Source organism: Clostridium sp. CM039 (genome assembly GCF_055081075.1).
The window spans coordinates 1,701,356-1,721,752 of the sequence record NZ_CM143649.1 but is presented as its reverse complement, the minus strand read 5'-3'; the positions used below and the strand labels follow the sequence as shown (position 1 = coordinate 1,721,752).

General features: G+C 31.3%; 22 protein-coding genes. 19 read left to right on the top strand and 3 right to left on the bottom strand.

Annotation, left to right across the window (positions count from 1 at the left end):
• Window positions 1-9: 9 nt before the first annotated feature.
• The 13 genes from ACWJJ2_RS08150 to ACWJJ2_RS08090 all read left to right on the top strand — a co-directional run bounded on the left by ACWJJ2_RS08150 (window position 10) and on the right by ACWJJ2_RS08090 (window position 9,730).
• Window positions 10-921, top strand: a complete 912-nt coding sequence (locus tag ACWJJ2_RS08150) for an ATP-binding protein (RefSeq protein ID WP_462954185.1) — start codon at window positions 10-12, stop codon at window positions 919-921.
• A 12-nt stretch (window positions 922-933) separates the two neighbouring features.
• On the top strand, window positions 934-1,236 hold the full coding sequence (locus ACWJJ2_RS08145; protein WP_462954184.1) for an STAS-like domain-containing protein: 303 nt from the start codon (window positions 934-936) through the stop codon (window positions 1,234-1,236).
• Between the two features lie 250 nt (window positions 1,237-1,486).
• Window positions 1,487-1,984 carry a hypothetical protein gene (locus ACWJJ2_RS08140; RefSeq protein WP_462954183.1) on the top strand — a complete coding sequence of 166 codons (498 nt, stop codon included), beginning with the start codon at window positions 1,487-1,489 and terminating at the stop codon, window positions 1,982-1,984.
• Between the two features lie 82 nt (window positions 1,985-2,066).
• Window positions 2,067-2,330 carry a hypothetical protein gene (locus ACWJJ2_RS08135; protein WP_462954182.1) on the top strand — a complete coding sequence of 88 codons (264 nt, stop codon included), beginning with the start codon at window positions 2,067-2,069 and terminating at the stop codon, window positions 2,328-2,330.
• Window positions 2,331-2,417: 87 nt separating this feature from the next.
• Window positions 2,418-2,777 (top strand): DUF5658 family protein, encoded by a 360-nt coding sequence (locus ACWJJ2_RS08130; protein ID WP_462954181.1) that lies wholly within the window; start codon window positions 2,418-2,420, stop codon window positions 2,775-2,777.
• 100 nt (window positions 2,778-2,877) lie between these two features.
• A complete protein-coding gene (locus ACWJJ2_RS08125; protein ID WP_462954180.1) occupies window positions 2,878-4,407 on the top strand; it encodes a ComEC/Rec2 family competence protein in 1,530 nt (509 codons plus the stop codon).
• 9 nt (window positions 4,408-4,416) lie between these two features.
• On the top strand, window positions 4,417-4,629 hold the full coding sequence (locus tag ACWJJ2_RS08120; protein ID WP_462954179.1) for a DUF3006 domain-containing protein: 213 nt from the start codon (window positions 4,417-4,419) through the stop codon (window positions 4,627-4,629).
• A 244-nt stretch (window positions 4,630-4,873) separates the two neighbouring features.
• Complete coding sequence (locus tag ACWJJ2_RS08115) at window positions 4,874-5,074, top strand: helix-turn-helix transcriptional regulator (RefSeq protein ID WP_462954178.1); 201 nt, start codon at window positions 4,874-4,876, stop codon at window positions 5,072-5,074.
• Window positions 5,075-5,222: 148 nt separating this feature from the next.
• Window positions 5,223-6,095 carry a ParM/StbA family protein gene (locus tag ACWJJ2_RS08110; RefSeq protein ID WP_462954177.1) on the top strand — a complete coding sequence of 291 codons (873 nt, stop codon included), beginning with the start codon at window positions 5,223-5,225 and terminating at the stop codon, window positions 6,093-6,095.
• Entirely contained in the window at window positions 6,086-6,283 is a 198-nt protein-coding gene (locus ACWJJ2_RS08105; RefSeq protein WP_462954176.1) for a hypothetical protein, read from the top strand. The genes ACWJJ2_RS08110 and ACWJJ2_RS08105 overlap by 10 nt, the downstream gene beginning before the upstream one ends.
• A gap of 314 nt (window positions 6,284-6,597) precedes the next feature.
• The gene (locus tag ACWJJ2_RS08100) at window positions 6,598-7,017 is read left to right on the top strand and encodes a hypothetical protein (RefSeq protein WP_462954175.1); all 420 of its coding nucleotides are present in this window, start codon (window positions 6,598-6,600) and stop codon (window positions 7,015-7,017) included.
• 14 nt (window positions 7,018-7,031) lie between these two features.
• Window positions 7,032-7,385 carry a hypothetical protein gene (locus ACWJJ2_RS08095; RefSeq protein ID WP_462954174.1) on the top strand — a complete coding sequence of 118 codons (354 nt, stop codon included), beginning with the start codon at window positions 7,032-7,034 and terminating at the stop codon, window positions 7,383-7,385.
• Window positions 7,382-9,730 carry a hypothetical protein gene (locus ACWJJ2_RS08090; RefSeq protein WP_462954173.1) on the top strand — a complete coding sequence of 783 codons (2,349 nt, stop codon included), beginning with the start codon at window positions 7,382-7,384 and terminating at the stop codon, window positions 9,728-9,730. The genes ACWJJ2_RS08095 and ACWJJ2_RS08090 overlap by 4 nt, the downstream gene beginning before the upstream one ends.
• Before the next feature lie 174 nt (window positions 9,731-9,904).
• Here ACWJJ2_RS08090 and ACWJJ2_RS08085 read toward each other — a convergent pair whose 3' ends face one another.
• Window positions 9,905-10,057 carry a helix-turn-helix domain-containing protein gene (locus ACWJJ2_RS08085; protein WP_462954327.1) on the bottom strand — a complete coding sequence of 51 codons (153 nt, stop codon included), beginning with the start codon at window positions 10,055-10,057 and terminating at the stop codon, window positions 9,905-9,907.
• A 168-nt stretch (window positions 10,058-10,225) separates the two neighbouring features.
• On the opposite strand from ACWJJ2_RS08085, the gene ACWJJ2_RS08080 reads away from it, so the two are divergent.
• The 4 genes from ACWJJ2_RS08080 to ACWJJ2_RS08065 all read left to right on the top strand — a co-directional run bounded on the left by ACWJJ2_RS08080 (window position 10,226) and on the right by ACWJJ2_RS08065 (window position 13,996).
• Window positions 10,226-10,378 carry a ribbon-helix-helix domain-containing protein gene (locus ACWJJ2_RS08080; RefSeq protein WP_462954172.1) on the top strand — a complete coding sequence of 51 codons (153 nt, stop codon included), beginning with the start codon at window positions 10,226-10,228 and terminating at the stop codon, window positions 10,376-10,378.
• Between the two features lie 225 nt (window positions 10,379-10,603).
• Complete coding sequence (locus ACWJJ2_RS08075) at window positions 10,604-10,750, top strand: hypothetical protein (RefSeq protein ID WP_462954171.1); 147 nt, start codon at window positions 10,604-10,606, stop codon at window positions 10,748-10,750.
• A 575-nt stretch (window positions 10,751-11,325) separates the two neighbouring features.
• Window positions 11,326-12,639: an aspartate kinase gene (locus tag ACWJJ2_RS08070; RefSeq protein ID WP_165414486.1), complete on the top strand. Its 1,314-nt coding sequence runs from the start codon at window positions 11,326-11,328 to the stop codon at window positions 12,637-12,639.
• Between the two features lie 67 nt (window positions 12,640-12,706).
• Window positions 12,707-13,996 (top strand): homoserine dehydrogenase, encoded by a 1,290-nt coding sequence (locus ACWJJ2_RS08065; protein ID WP_462954170.1) that lies wholly within the window; start codon window positions 12,707-12,709, stop codon window positions 13,994-13,996.
• 350 nt (window positions 13,997-14,346) lie between these two features.
• On the opposite strand, the gene ACWJJ2_RS08060 is transcribed toward ACWJJ2_RS08065, so the two are convergent.
• Window positions 14,347-16,728 carry a homocysteine S-methyltransferase family protein gene (locus tag ACWJJ2_RS08060; protein WP_462954326.1) on the bottom strand — a complete coding sequence of 794 codons (2,382 nt, stop codon included), beginning with the start codon at window positions 16,726-16,728 and terminating at the stop codon, window positions 14,347-14,349.
• Complete coding sequence (locus ACWJJ2_RS08055) at window positions 16,709-17,380, bottom strand: vitamin B12 dependent-methionine synthase activation domain-containing protein (protein WP_216302873.1); 672 nt, start codon at window positions 17,378-17,380, stop codon at window positions 16,709-16,711. Before ACWJJ2_RS08055 ends, ACWJJ2_RS08060 begins: the two co-directional genes overlap by 20 nt.
• Window positions 17,381-17,617: 237 nt before the next feature.
• On the opposite strand from ACWJJ2_RS08055, the gene ACWJJ2_RS08050 reads away from it, so the two are divergent.
• Together ACWJJ2_RS08050 and thrC are read left to right on the top strand one after the other, a co-directional pair.
• Window positions 17,618-18,835: a cofactor-independent phosphoglycerate mutase gene (locus ACWJJ2_RS08050; RefSeq protein WP_216302872.1), complete on the top strand. Its 1,218-nt coding sequence runs from the start codon at window positions 17,618-17,620 to the stop codon at window positions 18,833-18,835.
• Window positions 18,836-18,849: 14 nt separating this feature from the next.
• Complete coding sequence (gene thrC / locus ACWJJ2_RS08045; protein ID WP_462954169.1) at window positions 18,850-20,340, top strand: threonine synthase; 1,491 nt, start codon at window positions 18,850-18,852, stop codon at window positions 20,338-20,340.
• The last annotated feature ends 57 nt before the right edge of the window (window positions 20,341-20,397 follow it).

Here is a 20,397-nt window from a genome sequence, read left to right as displayed (position 1 = left end):
AATAATAAAATGGATAATCATAGTATAAAATTAAGCAAAGTTGTTTGTATTTCAGATATTATTGAACAGTTTTCGTTCTTATCTAAATTGAAAAAAAATTCAGAAATAGCTTTAAATATTGAAATTCCAGATAAAGTTTACCCAGAATATCTAACTATAGTTGTTTCAGTAATTAAATATTATAAAAATTTAGGTATAATTATTAATATAAATGTACATAATCCAAGTAATAATACTTATGTTTCAAGAATAAATTTCTATAAAGAACTTGAATTAGAACATGGTGAAGATTTCACAAGACATAATAGCACGGGTAAATTCGTAGAAATAACAAACTTTAATGGAACTAATAATGTGGATATAACTAATAACATATTAAAAATAATTAGAGATAAATGCAATGTAAATTCTAGTGTTGTGAGTTGTTTAAATTACTGTTTTTTTGAGATGGTAGATAATATTGAAAATCATGCTGAATCACCAATTGGAGGATATACAGTTGCACAAAATTATCCATACAGAAAAGAATTAAGGTTAGTAATTATAGATAATGGAGTAGGAATATATAAATCTCTAACTAAAACAGTGGGAACAAAGTACGGTGGGTTATCTCCGGAGAATTCACTTTTACATTGTATTAAAAAGGAAGTTACCAATGGAAAAGGAATGGGTAATGGATTATATCATGCCAAGGAGTTTATTGTAAATAACGGAGGTGATATGGAGATTTATTCAGGTTCTCACTGTCTTAAAATCAGTGATGGTAAAACTAAAGTCATTCATACTCCACATTGGCAAGGTACATTGATTTATGTTAGAATAAATACAAACACTACATTAAATTTTGAAAGCATATTCGGAAATGATGTACCGGAGACAGTAATTAATTCTGATGATTATATAGATAATTGTTTATGGTAGGAGGTGGATACAATGATATTAAATTTCAGTAACTTTGGAGAATCATTAGGCACAAGGAAACTTGGTTCGGAAATAAGAAGAAATGTTATATCTAATATAAGTTCTCAAGAAAAAATTGTTTTTGATTTCCAAGGAATAGACGTGATATCGAATTCATTTGCAGATGAGTGTTTTGGTAAGTTAATTGATGAAATTGGAATTATATTAGCTAAGCAAAAGACTACATTCACGAATACTAATAGTAAGGTTTCGTTTGTAATACGAAAGGCAATGTCTGACAGGATCAGGATAAATTCGAAAAGAACATGTTGTTAATAGAATGTAGAAAAGTCATGGGTTGCAAATAGTAGCTCATGGCGCTTTTCCCATTTCTGTATAAGAAATTGTAGTATGGCAATAATATATACGAAAAGTAAAATAAGTAATTGCATGTATAAAATCCAGTGCTACAACAATAGCACTGGATTTTATTTTTTTAAATTTTTTAATTTGGAATGAGTATTCAATTTAAAGGGATTTACATTTTCTTATAGAATTTACCTATATATGTGGAGGTAGTATGATTATGGATAATTTATATGAATTTGATACAAACCTATTGAAAACTTTACCTAAAGTTGATAAGAATACATTAACTAGATCACTTGGATTTTACCCGGCAGCTCCAATAACTGTAGTAGATAAAGAATCCGAAAGAAGACTACAAAGCATTGAGCAAAAAAGAAAAGAAAAGGAAGAAAGAGATAAGCGGAGTTTAAAACTTCAGTGCGAAAGCAACGAAACGCAAAAACTAATATTATTTCTTATGCAATGTGTAAATAAAGACAATAAAGAGATTATTCAAAAACTTGGTGGACTTATAAATTCCATAGAATTTGGTAACAACGTAGAAGAATGCAGTTTGCTTTTAATCCAAAAGGAACTTGAACATATTAAAGAAAACTCAAATGATTTACAAAGTGACTTTATTTCAGCAGCGAAACAAAACCTATTGGACAAAGGTGTAGATTATACAATCATATTTATTTTGCAAGCGCTTAAAACTATATTTTTAAAACCTTAAGATTAAAGGAAAACTTTACCCCTTCCAATTTAAGTAATATGTTGTATAATATTAATAAGAACATATGTTTTGGAGGGGTAATATGAAAATTGTAGCAAAACCAATTGAAGTTATATCTGTAATGGATACTAAAGGGAGCATTACCCCTTTGAGGCTAAGAATTGTGAGGGAAGATGAATCTTTACAAGTAATTAAAGTAGATAAAGTAATTACTAGAACACAGGAGAAGTTTGCAGGTAATTTAATGATTGTATTTGCCTGTCAAAGCCTAATTGGGGATAGTGAGAAAAGATATGAACTTAAATATGAACTCAATACTTGTAAGTGGATATTGTTTAAGATTTAATCGATTTTGTTAGATGCTGAATTTCATACTCAAACTAGGTTTAAAACATACGGACATGGCCAATACTTCTAAATAGAGGTGATGGCGATGTCTTTTATAAAATACGTACTAAAAACTAGAGATTTGGGACTAATAAGGAAGAAGTTAATTGCAGTGTACATATTAAATGTAACAGATATTATATTTACAATTTTTCTAATCAACACAGGTATGTTCTTAGAAATCAATTCTGTCATGGCACCATTTGTAAACAATAGTCAATTACTAAGCATATTAATTAAGGTAGTAATCCCATTTGTACTATTGTTTTGGGTATACCAAAGAATGAAAGATGCTACAGAAAAACAGCTATACCAGTCAAATATTATCATTAATGGATGCTTAATATTTTATGGAGCTTTAAATATATTACACGTTTTTGGGAGTATATTATATATAGTTTTATAAAGAGAATTCCAACAATAAAAGGAATTTTAAGTAATTGTGTGATTATGGTTGATATGGTATGATTCTATAGGAATTTAAATATAAGGGGGGACTAAAATCAATGAAAGATATTTTCAAATACATACCTGGATTTAGGACAGATAAGAAATGGAAAAAGATAGTTGCAATAATATATTATATATTTTGTTTACTTATGATGGTAGCTGGAATAGGTGCATTTTTAATAATGACATCCATCCCATTTATAGGATTTGCTATTCTAAGTCTCATAAAGAATAGAAACAAAGTGGTAGTGTTAACGCTCGTTGCAGGCATAATAATGTTTAGTATGGGGGCAAAATTAGATCACGAAATTTCTAAAAACATAACTGCAAGTTCGACAAAAGAGATTGCAACTAGTAAAATAACTCCTGAAGTAAAGACGAAAACTCAAGAAGAAATTAAAAAAGAATCTGTTGCAAAAGCTAAGGCTGAAAAGGAAGCTAGTGAAAAGGCAACTGTGGCCCAAAAGATTATAGATGATGCAGCTGCAAAGATGAAAGCAAAAGCTGATGCCGAGGCCAAGATTAAAGTGGAAGAAAATGGAGAAATGAAAGTGCATTACATAGATGTAGGTCAGGCAGATAGTATTTTAATACAACAGGGCTCGAGCTTTATGTTAATAGATGCTGGGAACAATGCTGATAGTGAGTTAGTTAAAAAGTACATAACCGATCAAGGGATTACTAATTTAGATTTTCTAGTTGGAACGCATCCCCATGAAGACCATATTGGCGGACTTGATTATGTAATAAATAGTTTTAAAATAGGAAAAGTCTATATGCCAAAAGCTATATCAACTACTAAAACATTTAAAGATGTAGTCAATGCTATTACAGCCAAAGGATTAAAAGCTTCAGCACCAACTCCAGGAGAAAGTTTTAAATTAGGGGAAGCGACATGCACTATATTAGCTCCTAATGGAACTGGATATAAAGATACTAATAATGACTCAATAGTTATTAAAGTAACTTTTGGAAATAACTCATTCTTATTTACTGGAGATGCAGAGGATGTATCGGAAAAAGAAATGTTATCAAAAAATTATGACCTTAAATCAGATGTACTTAAAGTAGGCCATCATGGTAGCAATAGTTCAACGACACAAGGATTTTTAGATAATGTCAGCCCCAAATATGCCGTTATAAGTGTTGGAAAAGGAAATGATTATGGTCATCCTGTACAATCAACAATGGATAAATTTAAAAATAAAAACATAGCGGTATATAGAACAGATGAAAATGGTACTATAATTGCTACATCAAATGGTAAAGATGTTAGTTTCAATGTAAAACCAGGTAGTTATAATGGAGCTAAAGAAAAGGCAGCAACTAATAATAATAGTGAAAGTGTAAGTAATAAAAAAGTAGTTGCACCTGTACCGGTTAAAGAAGCAGTAAAGGAACCAGTTCAAGAAACAGCTCCAGAGCAAACCAATAGTGGTGGAATGGTTTGGTTATCTGCGACAGGGAACAAATATCACTCAATAAATAATTGTGGTAAGATGAATCCAAGTAAAGCTAGACAGGTTACGTTAGAAGGAGCTAAAGCTAGTTATAGTCCATGTTCTAAATGTGGACCACCACAATAGGAGGAATTTATGAAAGTAATTATTGATAGATTTGAAGGAGCTTATACAGTGTGTGAAAAAGAGGATAGAACTATGATGGATATACCTAAAGATAAGATTCCTTCCGATGCTAAAGAAGGAGATGTACTTAGGATCAATAATAACATAATTACTATTGATATAGGAGAAACTGAAAAAAGGCGTAGAGAAGTTGAAAGATTAACTGAAGATTTATGGGAATAAAATTAACCTCGGCTGTTACACCGAGGTGTTATTTATTTTGACATTTAGATCTTAGATTATCGATAAATAACAATACTACACCCAGGGGGATCCCAGTGAGGTATTGTTTTTTTATTACTAAAATAAAAGGATATTTAAATTATAGACTATTTTTCAAATTTTATTCACTACATCCATCAAAATAAAGGAATAATTTAACATGTGCAGAATATAACTCATAAGATACTAAAGAGGGTGATTATATTTGGGTGTTAAAAATAGACTTAAGGAAATTAGAATGAGAGAATATTTGATGAGCTCTAGTGAATTTGTAAAGATTCTAGGTGTTCCAATAAGCACCTATTCACAGTGGGAGAATGGAAGTAATAATCCACCTCTAGGTAAAGCTTTTGATATTGCAAAAAAATTAAATAGAAAACTCGAAGAAATATGGTACTCAGAGTAGTACCATATTTTTTTACATAAAAATTAGTAAAAATATAAATTTATTTCTATAAAGTAGGAAACATTTTAGGAATATAGACATAATATATATTAAGGAATTAGAAAAACTACTAAAAACTTTGCAATATATAAATTAAATGGAGGAAGTAATGAAAAGAGGAATAGATGTTGGCAATTATAGTTTAAAAGAATTTCCAAATACTAATATTAAAAGCTTAGTAACTACAGAGGAAAATATTTTAGGATCAAAGATTTGTTTGGAATATGAGGGAAAACGCTTCTATATAGGAGAGGGGAATTTTGAAACAGAATTAAACAAAAGCAGTAAAAATAACTTTTTACCTTTGTTACTAGCGGGCATAGCATTAAACGGTTCCAATGATGATGTGTTTCAGCAAGTAGTTTGTGGTTTACCTATTAATCAATATAAGACTAACAAAGAGTCTCTGATTGACTTAGTACTTAGTGATAGGGTAAGAGAAATAAAGCTTAATGGAGAAAAGAGAAAAATTATAATTACTGATTTTGCAGTATATCCTGAAGCTTTAGGAGCATATTACTCGCTTGATATAAGTGATGATGTAATTATAGTTGATATAGGAGGGAGAACAACCGATATAGCTTATATCGCAGATGGAAAGTTAAAGGAATCTACTACTACCGTGGTTGGAACAATTGGTATCTATAAAGACATAGAAGATAAATTGAACTCCTTATATAGCTTAGATTTAGATATACCAATGGCAGAAAGGATATTAGATAAAGGGTATTTTGAGATAGATGGGGCCAGAACTGATCTAACTTTTGTCACTGATATACTGAAAAGAAATTTTAATAAAATTAATGATGAGCTGAGTATGAAGTTTCCGGCAAGAACTGAAAAAATAATATTAGTTGGTGGAGGCTATAAATTATTTGAAAAGGCTTTTAAGAAGAGATATGCGAATTCATTTGTGGCTGAAAATCCCATATTTGCAAATGCAATAGGATTCAAAAGGGTAGGTGAAATGTCATGGCAGTGAAACCAATAGCTTTAAGTTTTAAAGATAATCAAGAAGATATGGAACTCTATGTGTGGATTAAAGGCCACAGTAATTTAAGTGGTTTTATAAAAGATATACTGAGAACTGTTAAAGGAAATGAAATATCTAAAGAAGAAAATAAGAACTTAAAAGTTAAGAAAATGGAGTTAATAAATATGGATTTCTAATAAAAAAGACCATTTTCTGAGCGAAAATAGTCCATTTCATAATGGCGATACTTGTATCATGTCGCAAACCCTTACTGCTTGCTCTCGCTACACAGCCTCAAGTTAGCTTATTCATCTAACATTTGAAAGGTGCTACTTTTCACACTATATTAACTATTTGTTAACACGATATTAACAAACTACATGAAAGCTTGAATTAAATCTACTGCAACGATCATACCTGCACCAAATGCGAATAAAAACATGAACTCACGTCCTCTCTATTAATTTAATATAGTTTAACCAATATCCAATCAATTATACGGAGGGAATCAATGGAACTATTAATTATTAAAAATAATAAAACTATAGTTAATCATGAATTTAAAAGTTTAAGCAAAAAACATGCTGAGGATATGGAATTGATTGCGACTAAAATAAATGGTAATACCAGGACTAAAAGGGCAGCTGTGTTTTTGCTAGGTAGTTTACTGTATTTAAATGATATTGCAGTTATGGCAGCTAGTAAGGATCCTTTAAAAACATTACCCATGGTTGGTAACAAAATATATGGCATTATACAAATGTTTGGGTGGTTTATATGCGCAATAGGTTGCGCAGTTGCAGTTTTAAAAGCTCTTATGGAGGGTGATACAAAAAGTATTCCTAAAATAATGATGCGGTTCGGTATGGGATTTGCTTCACTTTATTTATTCCCAGCATTTTTAGATATGATTAAAGGCATATTCCAATAAAGGGAGGTAATATTATGTTATTAAATAAATTATTAGCAGTTTCAATTGAAAAAGTACCAATAGTTAAAAATATATATGATGCTTCAAATACACTTAAGAAACCTATATTTGATACAACTAAAATTTCTTTTATGGATAAAGCTGAACACTTTTTTAATGCCACCGACAAAATTATTACTTGGGTAACTCATCCAATATTGATTGTAAATGGTTTAGCTGGAGCAAGTTTTTATGTAGCATCTGCAATTGGGATTACTGGTTTGATATTTTATATTATTGGTTATAAAAAGGGCATGCAATATGTTGTTGGAAGTATAGTTGGTTATACTTTAATCCAAATAATAAACTGGGGAGCGAATTTGCTATGATAAGCATGAAATTATCAAAATATATTGAGATTATTAATCCTGTTTATGTGACTCTCAAAATTGTTCCAGATACGAGCATAAGAAATTATAATTCCAGTACAATATCAAAGGCAATGCATTACACATATAGGACTATAACTCAACGTATTCAAAAAGAAGAAAAAAAATTAAAATGGAAGTTTGAAATGCCATCAAAAGTTAGTTTTTTTATAGATATTAAGAAAAATGATGTTAGTTTTTATTTTATAGTACCAGAGCGCCATCTAACTTTGATAAAAGAAAAAATTACGAATACCTGGCCCAAGGCAGCAATTACAATTGCCGCTGAAATTAATCCCTTTTCTCGGGAGGCTGTTAAATACCAATTAAAATATGCTAAAGAAGATGCTATGAGCCTTAATTTGGATAAGAAATGTAATGAGCCTTTAAATGGTATTTTAAATGTATTAGATGTACTAGAGGAAGGGGATAGAGTAGGGATATTCTACAACTTCATACCAGTACAACAAAAGGGATGGAGACAAGAATATCAAAGGACAATGGATAAAATAAAAAAGAATGAGTTTATAGATAAGGAAAAATTTAATATCACCTATATATTAAAAACCGGAGCCATGATACTGATAAATTTGGTTCAAGATTTTATGGATACTCTTGGTGATTTTCTTGGTAGTGAACCTAAAAACACAACTTTAACATTAGCAGAAGTCGCTATGAGCAGTTTGATTTTAGAAGATGTAAAGAAACCAACTAGGGACACTATAAGTAAAAAAGATTCAACAGTAATAAATACACAAATATTAGTTATATCTGAAAGTGAGGATAAGCGTAGGCAAAACAATACAGCGATAGGAGTATGCGAGAGCTTTAGTACAATAGGGGATGATAATAAACTAATATATAAAAAGATTAAGCCTAAGAATGTATTTTACGTAAATGATTTCAAAATTGCAGGATGTGAAGAAAATAAATGTAGCATTGAAGAATGCCAAAATTTCTTAGAACTTCCAGGCAAAGAATTGTTAACCCAACATAAAATAATTGAAAAAATTGACGCATTAGAAACTAAGGTTCCTGAACAACTACAGACTGGGATTATAAGAGCCGGAATAAATAGGTATAAGGGCATACCTTCTAAGGTTTATCAAACGGAGGATGAAGAACTTAAGAACACTATAATGTGTATTTGTGGGCCTAATAGGAGTGGTAAAACCACATATATAGCTAATATAGTAAGAGATGTAATGGAGAATGGAAGAAGTGTAATTCTACCTGATTTTTGTGGTAAATGTGAGTTGTCAGATGCACTTGCAAAAGTTATTCCAGCTGACAAAATTATTAATATAGATTGTAATGACCTTAAGAATGTACAGGGATTTGGCTTCAATGAAATAGTACCTCGTGATGAAAGTATAGAGGCTAGATATATTTGTGCTAAGAAAAAATCTGCTAAATTAAAAGAGTTAATTAATTTAATTAACTCGGGTGAGTCAGATTTAGAGGGCAGAATGGAAAGATATTTAGAGTTTGCTGCACTTGTAGTATTTGTGAGTAATGGTCCTGTAAATGATGTATTCAAAATTATAAAAGACCATGTACTAAGACATAAATATATTGATAGTATCCCTACGGAGCTTGATGATACTATGGAGGAATATGTGGAGGAATTACTTGAGATTGACGAAATAGGCAAAAGTGCAGATAATAAAGGAGAAGTTATTGGAACCAAGATGGGAAGCACCTCTGCAATACTTAGCCGGATACATCGCCTGAAAGAAAATGCATACATTGAAAAAATGCTTAAGAAAGATTGTAAGGATAATATAAATTTAATTGATGCTATGCAAGGTGGCAAATTAATTTGTATAAGGATGAGCACTGATATGTTTGGAACCAATGCGGAAAAAGATATATTCGTGTGTTACTGGATGGTTAAGATGTGGGCAGCGCTACAAAAAAGATTTAATGATGTAGAAACAGAAAATCTAACTCAGACAGTGATCCTGATTGATGAGTTATACCAGGTGAAAAATTGTGAAATATATTTGACTAGTATATTAAGCCAAATAGCTAGGCACAGAATTAAAATTATTTTAAGTTGTCACCATCTCGCACAAATTCCAGTAATTCAAAATGAAATGAAAAGTGCGCTCTGTAGTTATACATTTATAGCTGGTAGCAACAAGAAAAACTTTAATGCTATGAAAGAAGAGTTTGTTGATAAAGGATATGAACTGGAAGACTTACTACATTTAAAGAGACATAATGCGTTGAATTTATTAGCGTATGAAGATGGATATTGGGCAGGGATAACACAATTACCACCACCAATTAAGAGGATATAGTATAACGATATATCCTCTTTCTATGTTATTATCAAAAATACTCAGCTTAAGACCATATGATTATTATAGGTAATATCTATAAGGGGTATTTACGTAAATTGTATTAGAATTGAAATTAACAGGGAGATATTTTAAAATAAATCCACCACCAATAAATAAGAGCCTTATTAACTCTTATTTATATTTTATCAATTTACTAGGGACCACATTAAGGGTTTTGCTTATTCTTATTAATAAACCCACCTTAATATCCCATTTATTATTTTCAATTTCACTTAAAAAGTTTCTGCTTATGCCTATTTTTTTGGCGAGTTGTTTCTGCGTCATTCTTTTAGCCTTTCTAATACATTTTATCTTTAGTGTGTACATTTCCATGTTTTAATTATATAAATATAGTGGTATCGGTGTATACAGGTAAGTTATGGTAAGTGACATAACCTTGTGAGTCTTGTTTGCATATTATGTTCCTTATATAATTTATTAAGAGGTGATGGTATGTTAGTACACAGGGTTAGACTGGGAAGTTCAGTAGATAAAAAACTAAATGAAGGATTGAGAGAATTATCTAAACAAACCCGGATACCAATATCAAAGCTTTTGGATGAGGCTATTGAGTTAGTTTTAAGGAAACATTCTGCTGAAAAGTAGGGTGTTTTGTTATTTTTTGTAATAATTTGCTGTGAAATTGTCGAAAGTGTCGAGGCGCTCGACACATTTTGGATTTATAATGAATATGTGGTAAATAATAATAAAAACTTTAAAATTTAAAAAAATAAGAAAAATATTACTATTTGCAAGTAAAATTACGAACAACTGTTCTTTGCTTGATGCAAATAAAATGCTATGTTTTATGAATACTTAGGGGGATAACAAATGACAAATAATGATGCAATAACAAAATTAAAAGAAAAAAACGCTGTATTAGAAGTGGAAAATAAAAAATTGAAAATTATGAATGTGAAACAGGAAGAAGTTATTAACCATATATACAAAACATTAAAGGCTGTTGCATTTTTATAAATACATAAAAAGCCACGTAATGATAGTAATTCATTACGTGGCTTCGTCAAAAATTCGTCAAAAATTAATATTAAACATTAACTAATTTTCATTATATAGGTTTTAGATAGTTTCACTTAAAACGTTCATATCATTAACATTAACTAATGTTTATTATATTATTTTTTAGATTTATCATATTAGAAATAAAGAGTACTAACCCAAGGAGGAATGGATTTGAAGAATTCCATATCCAGTAATTGTATGTAGTTTTATAATCAAAATAATAATAAAAGCTGTGAAGTTATAACTTCACAGCTTTTATTATTTAAAAAAAATAGATTATGTGGCATAAATATGTCGAAAATCAGGTGACATTTTGTAAAAAACGAGTATAATTAATTCAACACTAAATTACCATTAATTCATAGTACAGGAAACAGGGCGATATTTTCTGAAAGGAATATAAGTGAATATTTCAGCTCTGCAGGATATGGGTTAATAGATTTTTTTATAAAAGGTAATTTATATGGGTGCCTTCTGTAAGTTGGAATTCATAAGTTTTTTTAAGTTAAGACATTTAGGGGGTAAAAATTATGGAGGTTATAGTTGCAAAATTTGGTGGGAGTTCAGTATGCGATAGTAAACAATTTCAAAAAGTAAAAGATATTGTCTTGTCGGATGTTAGGCGGCGTTATGTTGTGCCATCAGCTCCCGGGAAAAGAAATAAAGGTGATTATAAGATTACAGATCTTTTATATTTGTGCCATGAGCATGTAAAAAAATCACTACCATTTGATGAATTATTTAAATTAATTGAAGAAAGATATACTGTTTTATGTAGTGAATTAAAGATTTCTATTGATATGTCAAAACATTTAAGAGAACTTAAAGAAAAAATAATTAATGGAGCTTCAGAAGAATTTGTAGCAAGTAGGGGAGAATATTTTAATGCTTTAATATTAGCCGAATATTTGGGGTACGAATTTATTGATGCTGCTGAGATTATTTTTTTAAAGAAAAGTGGACGATTGGATGAAAAGGCAACCTACGATGCCGTAAAGACTAGGTTATCAAAAGTAGAAAAAGCGGTAATTCCAGGATTTTATGGTTCTTCCAAAGATGGTGAAATAAGAACCTTTTCAAGAGGTGGTTCAGACATTACCGGGGCAATAATTGCTAGAGGTGTAGGTGCGAAGCTATATGAAAACTGGACAGATGTGTCAGGTCTCTTAATGGCGGATCCTAGTATTGTTAATAATCCCAAACTTATTGAAGAGGTAACATATAAAGAACTTAGGGAACTTTCATATATGGGTGCAAATGTTTTTCATGAAGAGGCAGTTTTTCCAGTTAAAAATCATGGAATCGCAATAAACATAAAAAATACTAATAAGCCAACAGATAATGGAACCTTTATTTTAAGTAATAAATCAGAAATTAAAGTTGGAAACATTACAGGGATAGCAGGAAAAAAAGATTTTACAGTAATAGCAATGGAAAAGACACTTATGAACAAAGATATAGGATATCGTCGCAGGATTCTTTCAATTCTAGAAAGTAATAATGTATCTTTTGAGCATATCCCATCTGGGATAGATTCAATTTCATTGGTAATTGACGATTCTGAATTAGAGAATAAAATTGATGAAATATTAGAAGAAATTGAAAATCAATGTAGTCCAGATTCACTAATAATTCACCCAAATATGGCTTTAATGTCAGTGGTTGGAGAGGGTATTATAAGAACGAAGGGGATATCTGCTAAAGTACTTAGCGCATTATCAAAATATGATATAAATATTAGAATGATCAATCAAGGGTCAAGTGAGTTAAGCATAATTATTGGTATAGAAAATGAGGATCTTGAAAATGCAATTAGGGCAGTTTATAAAGCATTTGAAAATTAATAATTACCTGTGGATAAGAAATAATATTTAAGAGCCGCAAGAGACAATTTAAAAGGGGGAAATTAATATGGAAAAGGTAAAAATAGCGATTTTAGGTTTTGGAAATGTTGGGACAGGTGTATGGAAAATACTTCACGAAAATAGAAAAGAAATAATGAAACGTTCAAATTATGAAATAGAAGTTGCTAAAATACTCGTAAAAGATATAAATAAAAAAAGAGATATAGATGTACCTAAGGAAATATTAACAGATAGTATTGATGATATTATAAATGATGAAAGTATAAAAATTGTGGTTGAACTTATTGGTGGAAGAAAAGAAGCTAAGGAGTATATGATACGCGCAATGAAAGCTAAAAAACATATTGTAACTGCTAACAAATTAGTTATCGCGAACTGGAGCGAAGAGTTATTTAAAACAGCAGAGGAAGAAAACGTATTATTTTATTATGAAGCAAGTGTGGCTGGTGGAATTCCAATAATACGTGAAATAAATGAGAGTCTTACAGCCAATAGGATTGAACAGATAATTGGAATTATAAATGGAACAACTAATTACATATTAAGCAAAATGACAATGGATGGAATTAGTTTTGATGAGGCACTAAAAGAGGCTCAAGAAAAGGGTTATGCTGAAGCAGATCCAACCTCTGATGTTGATAGCTTTGATGCTGTATATAAGCTTGCGATAATGTCTTCTCTAGCATTTGGAACTAAGGTAGATCACGATTGTATTTACAGAGAAGGAATAAGAAGTATTAGTGATATAGATATAGAATATGCTAAAAAATTTGGTTATACAATAAAGCTTTTAGCAATAGCTAAAGAAGAAAATAATAAATTAGAGTTAAGAGTACATCCAACAATGATACCTTCGAGCCACCCAATGGCAAATGTAGCCGATGCATTTAATGCGATTATGATAAAAGGAAATGCAGTTGGAGAATTAATGCTATATGGAAAAGGCGCTGGAGATTTACCAACTGGGAGTGCAGTTGTAGGTGATATAATATCCATATTAAGAAACAATGTGAAGCCTTCTGATGCAAGGGCCCTAAGTGACGAAGGTGATTTTAAAAGAGTGAAAAAATCAGAAGAAAATGAATCAGAATTCTATATCAGACTTAACGTTAAAGATAAGGCAGGAGTTTTAGGAGATACAGCAAAAATTTTTGGAAATAACAATGTTAGCATCGTATCAGTTACTCAAGATGTAATGCTTGAAAATTATGTAATATTGGCATTTATTACACATAAGAGTGAAGAAAAGAATATACGAAATTCATTAGAAAAAATAAAAGAACTAGAAAATGTAAACAAAATAGAAAGTATAATAAGAATAGAATCATTTAATTAATAGAATAAAAACAATCAACAATTTAATGGATTTTTTCGTCCTTCGATTTCCTTCCAGGGTCGAGCAAGGGTCCCGACATTGAATATAGATATGCATAATGGTATGAACTATCGACCAGAGTGACTCGAAATAAGAAGCGCAGAAACATTGAAATTCCATTTAGAAATTCTTGTTTTGCCAATATTAAATACTCGTGAGCCTGACAGGAAGTCAGGCTAGTGAACCGGCCGTAAGCCGAATGTGAGCGTCAGAGAATTTAATATTTGCAAAAGATTAGAATTTCTTAATGGAATTTCACGTTTCAAGCTCTTATTTCGAGTCACGCGGTCGAAAGTTCATAGGATGCACTCTTATTCACACTTGAATAATTTTCTCGCAAATTTTACAGTTTGAGTTGCATCTTTTGCATAATAATCTGCTCCTATCATTTTTGAATACTCTTCATTTAAGACAGCGCCTCCAACAAGAACAGTGCAATCCAAGTTATTGTCTCTAAGTGCTTTTATTGTTTCACCCATGCTCCTAACTGTTGTGGTCATAAGTGCACTTAAACCAACTAATTTAATGTTTCCGCTGCGAACTGCATTAACAACTATATCCTCGTGTACATCTTTACCAAGGTCAATTACCTCAAATCCATAGTTTTCGAGTAGGATTTTCACTATGTTTTTTCCTATATCGTGTATATCTCCTTTAACAGTTGCAAGCACAATTGTACCTTTGCTAAGTTTTTTATCCGTGCTTGCCATCATTCTTTCTTTGATTACCTCAAAAGATTTCTTTACTGCTTCTGCAGATTGTAATAATTGAGGAAGAAATATTTCTCCGCTTTCATATTTTTGGCCCACAATATCAAGTGATGGAATTAGATATTTGTTTACAACTTCAAGTTCTGACATAGTTTTCAAAAGTTCTTTTGTTATTTTCGAAGATTCTTCTTTCAAACCATCAATAATAGTTTGATTTAAATCTTTAGCATTTACAACTTCTTTACCAACTGGTTTTCCTTCAAAGGATGAATAAGCATCTATATATTTTTTTGAAGCTTTATCTTTATTCCATAAAACATTAAATGCATTAATAGTCGCCATCATATCGGGGGATAGAGGATTGAGTATTGGTGCATCAAGGCCAGCGGTTAATGCTGCAGCAAGGAACGTTCTATTTAATAGTTCTCTTTGTGGTAAACCAAATGATACATTGCTTACTCCAAGAGTAGTTTTAACTCCTAGATTAGATTTAACAAGTTCAACTGCTCGAATTGTCTCTTTAATTTCACTTTGCTGCGCTGATGCAGTTAAAACAAGACAATCTATTATAATATCTGATTTATCTATTCCGTACTCTTCAGCCTTTTGTACAATTTTCTGGGCTATTTTAAGCCTGCCTTCAGCCGTTTTTGGAATGCCATCCTTGTCAATAGTTAAACCTATTACACATGCACCATATTTTTTAACAATTGGAAATATGGAAGCCATTACTTCGTCTTTACCATTAACAGAGTTTATTAGTGGTTTTCCGTTATATATTCTCACTGCTGACTCAATTACGTCACATCTAACACTATCAATTTGAAGGGGAAGATTTATTACGCTTTGTAGTTCTTTTATTGTTCGTATCATAACCTCATGCTCGTCGATTTCAGGAAGTCCCACATTTACATCTAGTATATCTGCTCCTGCATCTCTTTGATTAATAGCTTCATAGAGTATATAGTCCATATTATTATTTTTTAAAGCCTCTTTAAGTTTCTTTTTGCCTGTAGGATTTATTCGCTCACCGATAATTTTTATTTGTCCTCCAAGGACTACTGTTAAAGAGGGGGAACTTACTGCCGTTATTCTTTTAACATCACGGCGTACAGGCTTTAATTTTTTAAGTTCAGCCTTTATAGCTGTTATATGCTCGCAAGCGGTACCACAGCATCCACCGAAAATCGTAACACCCATTTCTGCCATAATTTTTGCATACTGCGCAAATTCATGGGCCTGAACATCGAAAACTGCGTCTCCATTTACAAGTTTAGGAAGACCTGCATTAGGTTGGACTATAACAGGAATACTTGAGTACTTAAGTATTTTTGTTATTATTGGAAGCATTTCATTTGGTCCTAAAGAACAATTTACCCCAATTGCATCTACTCCAAGACCTTGAAGTACGTTCACCATAGTTATTGGGTCTGTTCCCGTTAATGTGCGCTCGTCACCTTGATACGACATTGTACATACTATTGGAAGAGAACTATTTTCTTTTGCCGCAAGAATGGCAGCCTTTGCTTCATAAATATCTGACATTGTCTCAATAAGAATTATATCAGCGCCTTCCCTAGAGCCAATTTTAATCTGCTCTGCAAAAGCCTCATATGCATTATTGAATGATAATGTTCCAAGTGGCTCCATTAATTGACCAATAGGGCCAATATCAAGTGCAACAAGATTATCACCAGCCGCTTTTCTTGCAATTCTCACAGCACTTCCAACAATACCTTCAACGGTATATTGCGTGTCTTTAAGCTTATAACTATTGGCACCAAATGTATTTGTGGTAATAACGTCACTTCCTGCATCTAAGTATTCTCCATGTATTTTTTCAATGATTTCTGGGTGCAATATATTATAGCTTTCTGGTAATTCACCCATCTTAATTCCGTATTTTTGCAGCATTGTTCCCATAGCTCCATCAAATAATAAAAAATTATTAAAGTTTATTTTTCTACACACAATATCTACCATCCTTTCTGAATTCACAATTTTTATTTTTACAAATTTTACATTTTTGTAATTTGTCAATTGATTTTAAACTTGCAACTTCACTAAGACCTATAAGTGCTGTTACCGATTTTCTTGGTATCATGATACTATTTTCAGTAATAGATAGTCCTATTTTTTTATAAGCATCTAAAACATTTAATATTTCTGACCCATTATCAATAGAGAAGTCTCCATATCCAGGGCTGTATCTAGTTGTAATATGCAAATTATCTATTAAGGCATTTTTCATAATCTCATCTTGCAACTCATTACATAAGGTTTCTATTGCGGTGGTTGCACAGGCGTCCATAATTAAACCCTTTGTAATATTAAATCTTGAATAGTAAGATATTCTACTATCCACATTTATCCCTAATGTTGCGGCCATAACCACACATTTTCTTGAATTTACTAGGAGATTTATTATATCTGCATCTTTTAAAACTAACGTACTACCCAAGAGGAAAATCTGATCATTTTTTCTTTCAATATCAAAAATTTCATATACAAAATTTTCTTTACATATGTCAATAATCTCACCGCAACATTCATCAACTAAATCAATTATACTCTTATTAATAATTTGATTTTTATAGCCCAAATATCTTAATACTTCTTGTTTATCAATTACCATAGTACGCTCCAATCAGTTTTACTTTTAGAATAAAGTATAAATACAATAATTGCAAATATAATATATTTTATGAATATTTATGAAATGTATGTTTGCATTGACATTTGATTTTATATGAGTTACAATAAAAAACAATAATTTGATAAAGCTCTTTTTTACGTATAGTAGTATAAAGAATGATAGTCAGATGCTTATGGTTAATACATATAATAAATAATAATAAAAAGGAGTATTAATATGAAATATATTGTAGTACTAGGAGATGGAATGGCAGATTATCCTGTGAAGGAACTTAACGACAAAACACCTCTTCAATACGCTAATACGCCTACTATAGATTATATGGCAAAGCACGGCACTCAAGGATTAGCGAAAACTGTGCCAGAGGGTATGCCGGCAGGCAGCGATACAGCAAACATGGCTGTTTTGGGATATGATCCATTTGTGTACTATAGTGGACGTTCACCATTTGAAGCAGCAAGCATGGGAGTCCAAATGTTAGATACAGATGTAACATTTAGATGTAATTTGGTAACGGTATCTGATGACCAGCCCTATGAGGAAAAAACTATGATTGACCATAGTTCTGATGAAATTACAACGCAAGAGGCAGGAATATTAATAAAAGAATTAAGTGAGTATTTAAACGCTGAGGCAATAAAGTTTTATCCAGGTATTGGCTATAGGCATCTTATGATATGGGATAACGGACCATACTCTTGGAAACTTACACCACCACATGACATTCTAGATAAAAAGGTAAAGGATTATATGCCTAAAGGACTTGGTAGTGAAATATTTGAAGAAATGATGAAAAAAAGTTTCGAATTTTTATCAGGGCATGATATAAATAAAAAGAGAGTAGCAAGGGGACTAAAGCCAGCTAATTCAATATGGATCTGGGGTGAAGGAAAGAAACCGCTCTTATCTAGCTTTTATAAAAAATATAATTTAAAAGGCTCAGTAATTTCTGCTGTTGATTTAATAAAAGGAATAGGAATGTGTGCAGGGATGGACATTATTGATGTAGAAGGGGCTACTGGAAATATTAATACTAATTTTAAAGGTAAAGCAGAGGCCGCTCTAGGCGAAATGGCAAAGGGGAATGATTTTGTTTATATTCATGTTGAAGCTCCAGATGAATGTGGACATAGATGTGAAATAGAAAATAAATATAAAGCCATAGAGTACATAGACAATCAAATAGTAAAGGTTATAAAAGATGAAATGGATAGAACTGGTGAAGATTATAAAATGATAATACTCCCAGATCATCTTACACCACTCGTACTTAGGACTCATACAGGAGAGCCGGTTCCGTTTTTAATATATGAAAGTAATAAAGAAAAGGACAACCTAAATGGCTCTTATAATGAATTCGCGGCTAAAGAGACAGGACTATATTTTCCGGAAGGATATAAGTTAATGGATTACTTTATAAAAGGTAGTATATAGGGGGAAAAAAATTTATGAAACAAATATATTATAAGAGTACTCGCGGAAATGAAAAAGAAGTAAAATCCGCAGAAGCTATTGCAAGAGGACTAAGCGAGGATGGGGGACTTTTTGTACCAACATCAATACCAAAGTTAACTATAGGACTTGCTGAATTATGTCATATGAATTATAAAGAATTAGCATTTACTATAATGAAAGAATTTTTAACTGATTACGATGAAAAGGATTTATTAGAGTCTATAGATATGGCTTATGATGAAAAGTTTGATGTGTCAGCTATTGCGCCGATTTCAAAGAATGGTGGATTATATTTTTTAGAATTATACCATGGACCAACTTTAGCATTTAAAGATATGGCTTTATCAATATTACCTTATCTTTTAAAAAATGCAGTAAAGAAGTTAAACATTGATAAAGAAATGGTTATTCTTACGGCCACATCTGGTGATACAGGCAAAGCAGCACTAGAAGGTTTTGCAAATGTAGAAGGCACAAAGATAATAGTCTTTTTCCCACAGGAAGGTGTTAGTGAGATTCAAAAAAGGCAGATGTTAACGCAATCTGGGGATAATACTTTTGTAATAGGAATTGATGGAAACTTTGATGATGCACAAAATGGAGTTAAACAGATGCTTACAGATGAGGGCCTTCTCAATAGATTAGAAGAAAATAATAAAATGTTCTCATCAGCTAATTCAATAAATATTGGAAGACTAATACCACAGGTTGTATATTATTTCTATGCATATGCTCAGCTTTGTAATATGGGAGACATAAAAATAGGGGAAGAGATAAATTTCTGTGTTCCTACTGGTAATTTTGGCGATATATTGGCAGGATACTATGCAAAGAAAATGGGATTACCAATTAAAAAGCTAATTTGTGCTTCAAATGAAAATAAAGTATTATTTGATTTTATAAATACAGGCACATATGATAGGGTAAGGGATTTTGTAATTACTATGTCCCCTTCAATGGATATATTGATTTCAAGTAACCTTGAAAGACTTTTATATGCTATAAGTGGGGAAGATTCAAGTAAGATAAAAGACCTTATGAATAAGCTTAAAAAAGATGGTAAATATGAGATTGATGATGATATGAAAAAAGGGCTAAAGGATTTCTTTGGAGGCTATGCAAGTGAGGAGGATACGGCAAAGGCAATAACTGAGGTTTATAAAACTACTAATTATGTAATTGATACACATACTGCAGTTTCCTATGCGGTTTATCAAAAATATTTAAAAGAATCAAAGGATAGTGCGAAGACAGTTATTGTGTCGACGGCAAGCCCATATAAATTTACGCCAGATGTTATGAAATCAATAGATGCAAAATACACAGGGCTAAATGACTTTGAATTAATAGTGGAACTTAGTAAAATAACAAAGGTCGATATTCCAGTAGGGATAAAAGATTTAGAAACAAGACCAGTACTTCATAAAACTAAATGCGCAAAGAATGAGATGCAAATACAGCTTGAAAAGATTCTTAAAATATAGTAGGATCAACCTATTGTTAATATTAAATTCCCTCAGACTATTTAATTAGTTTGAGGG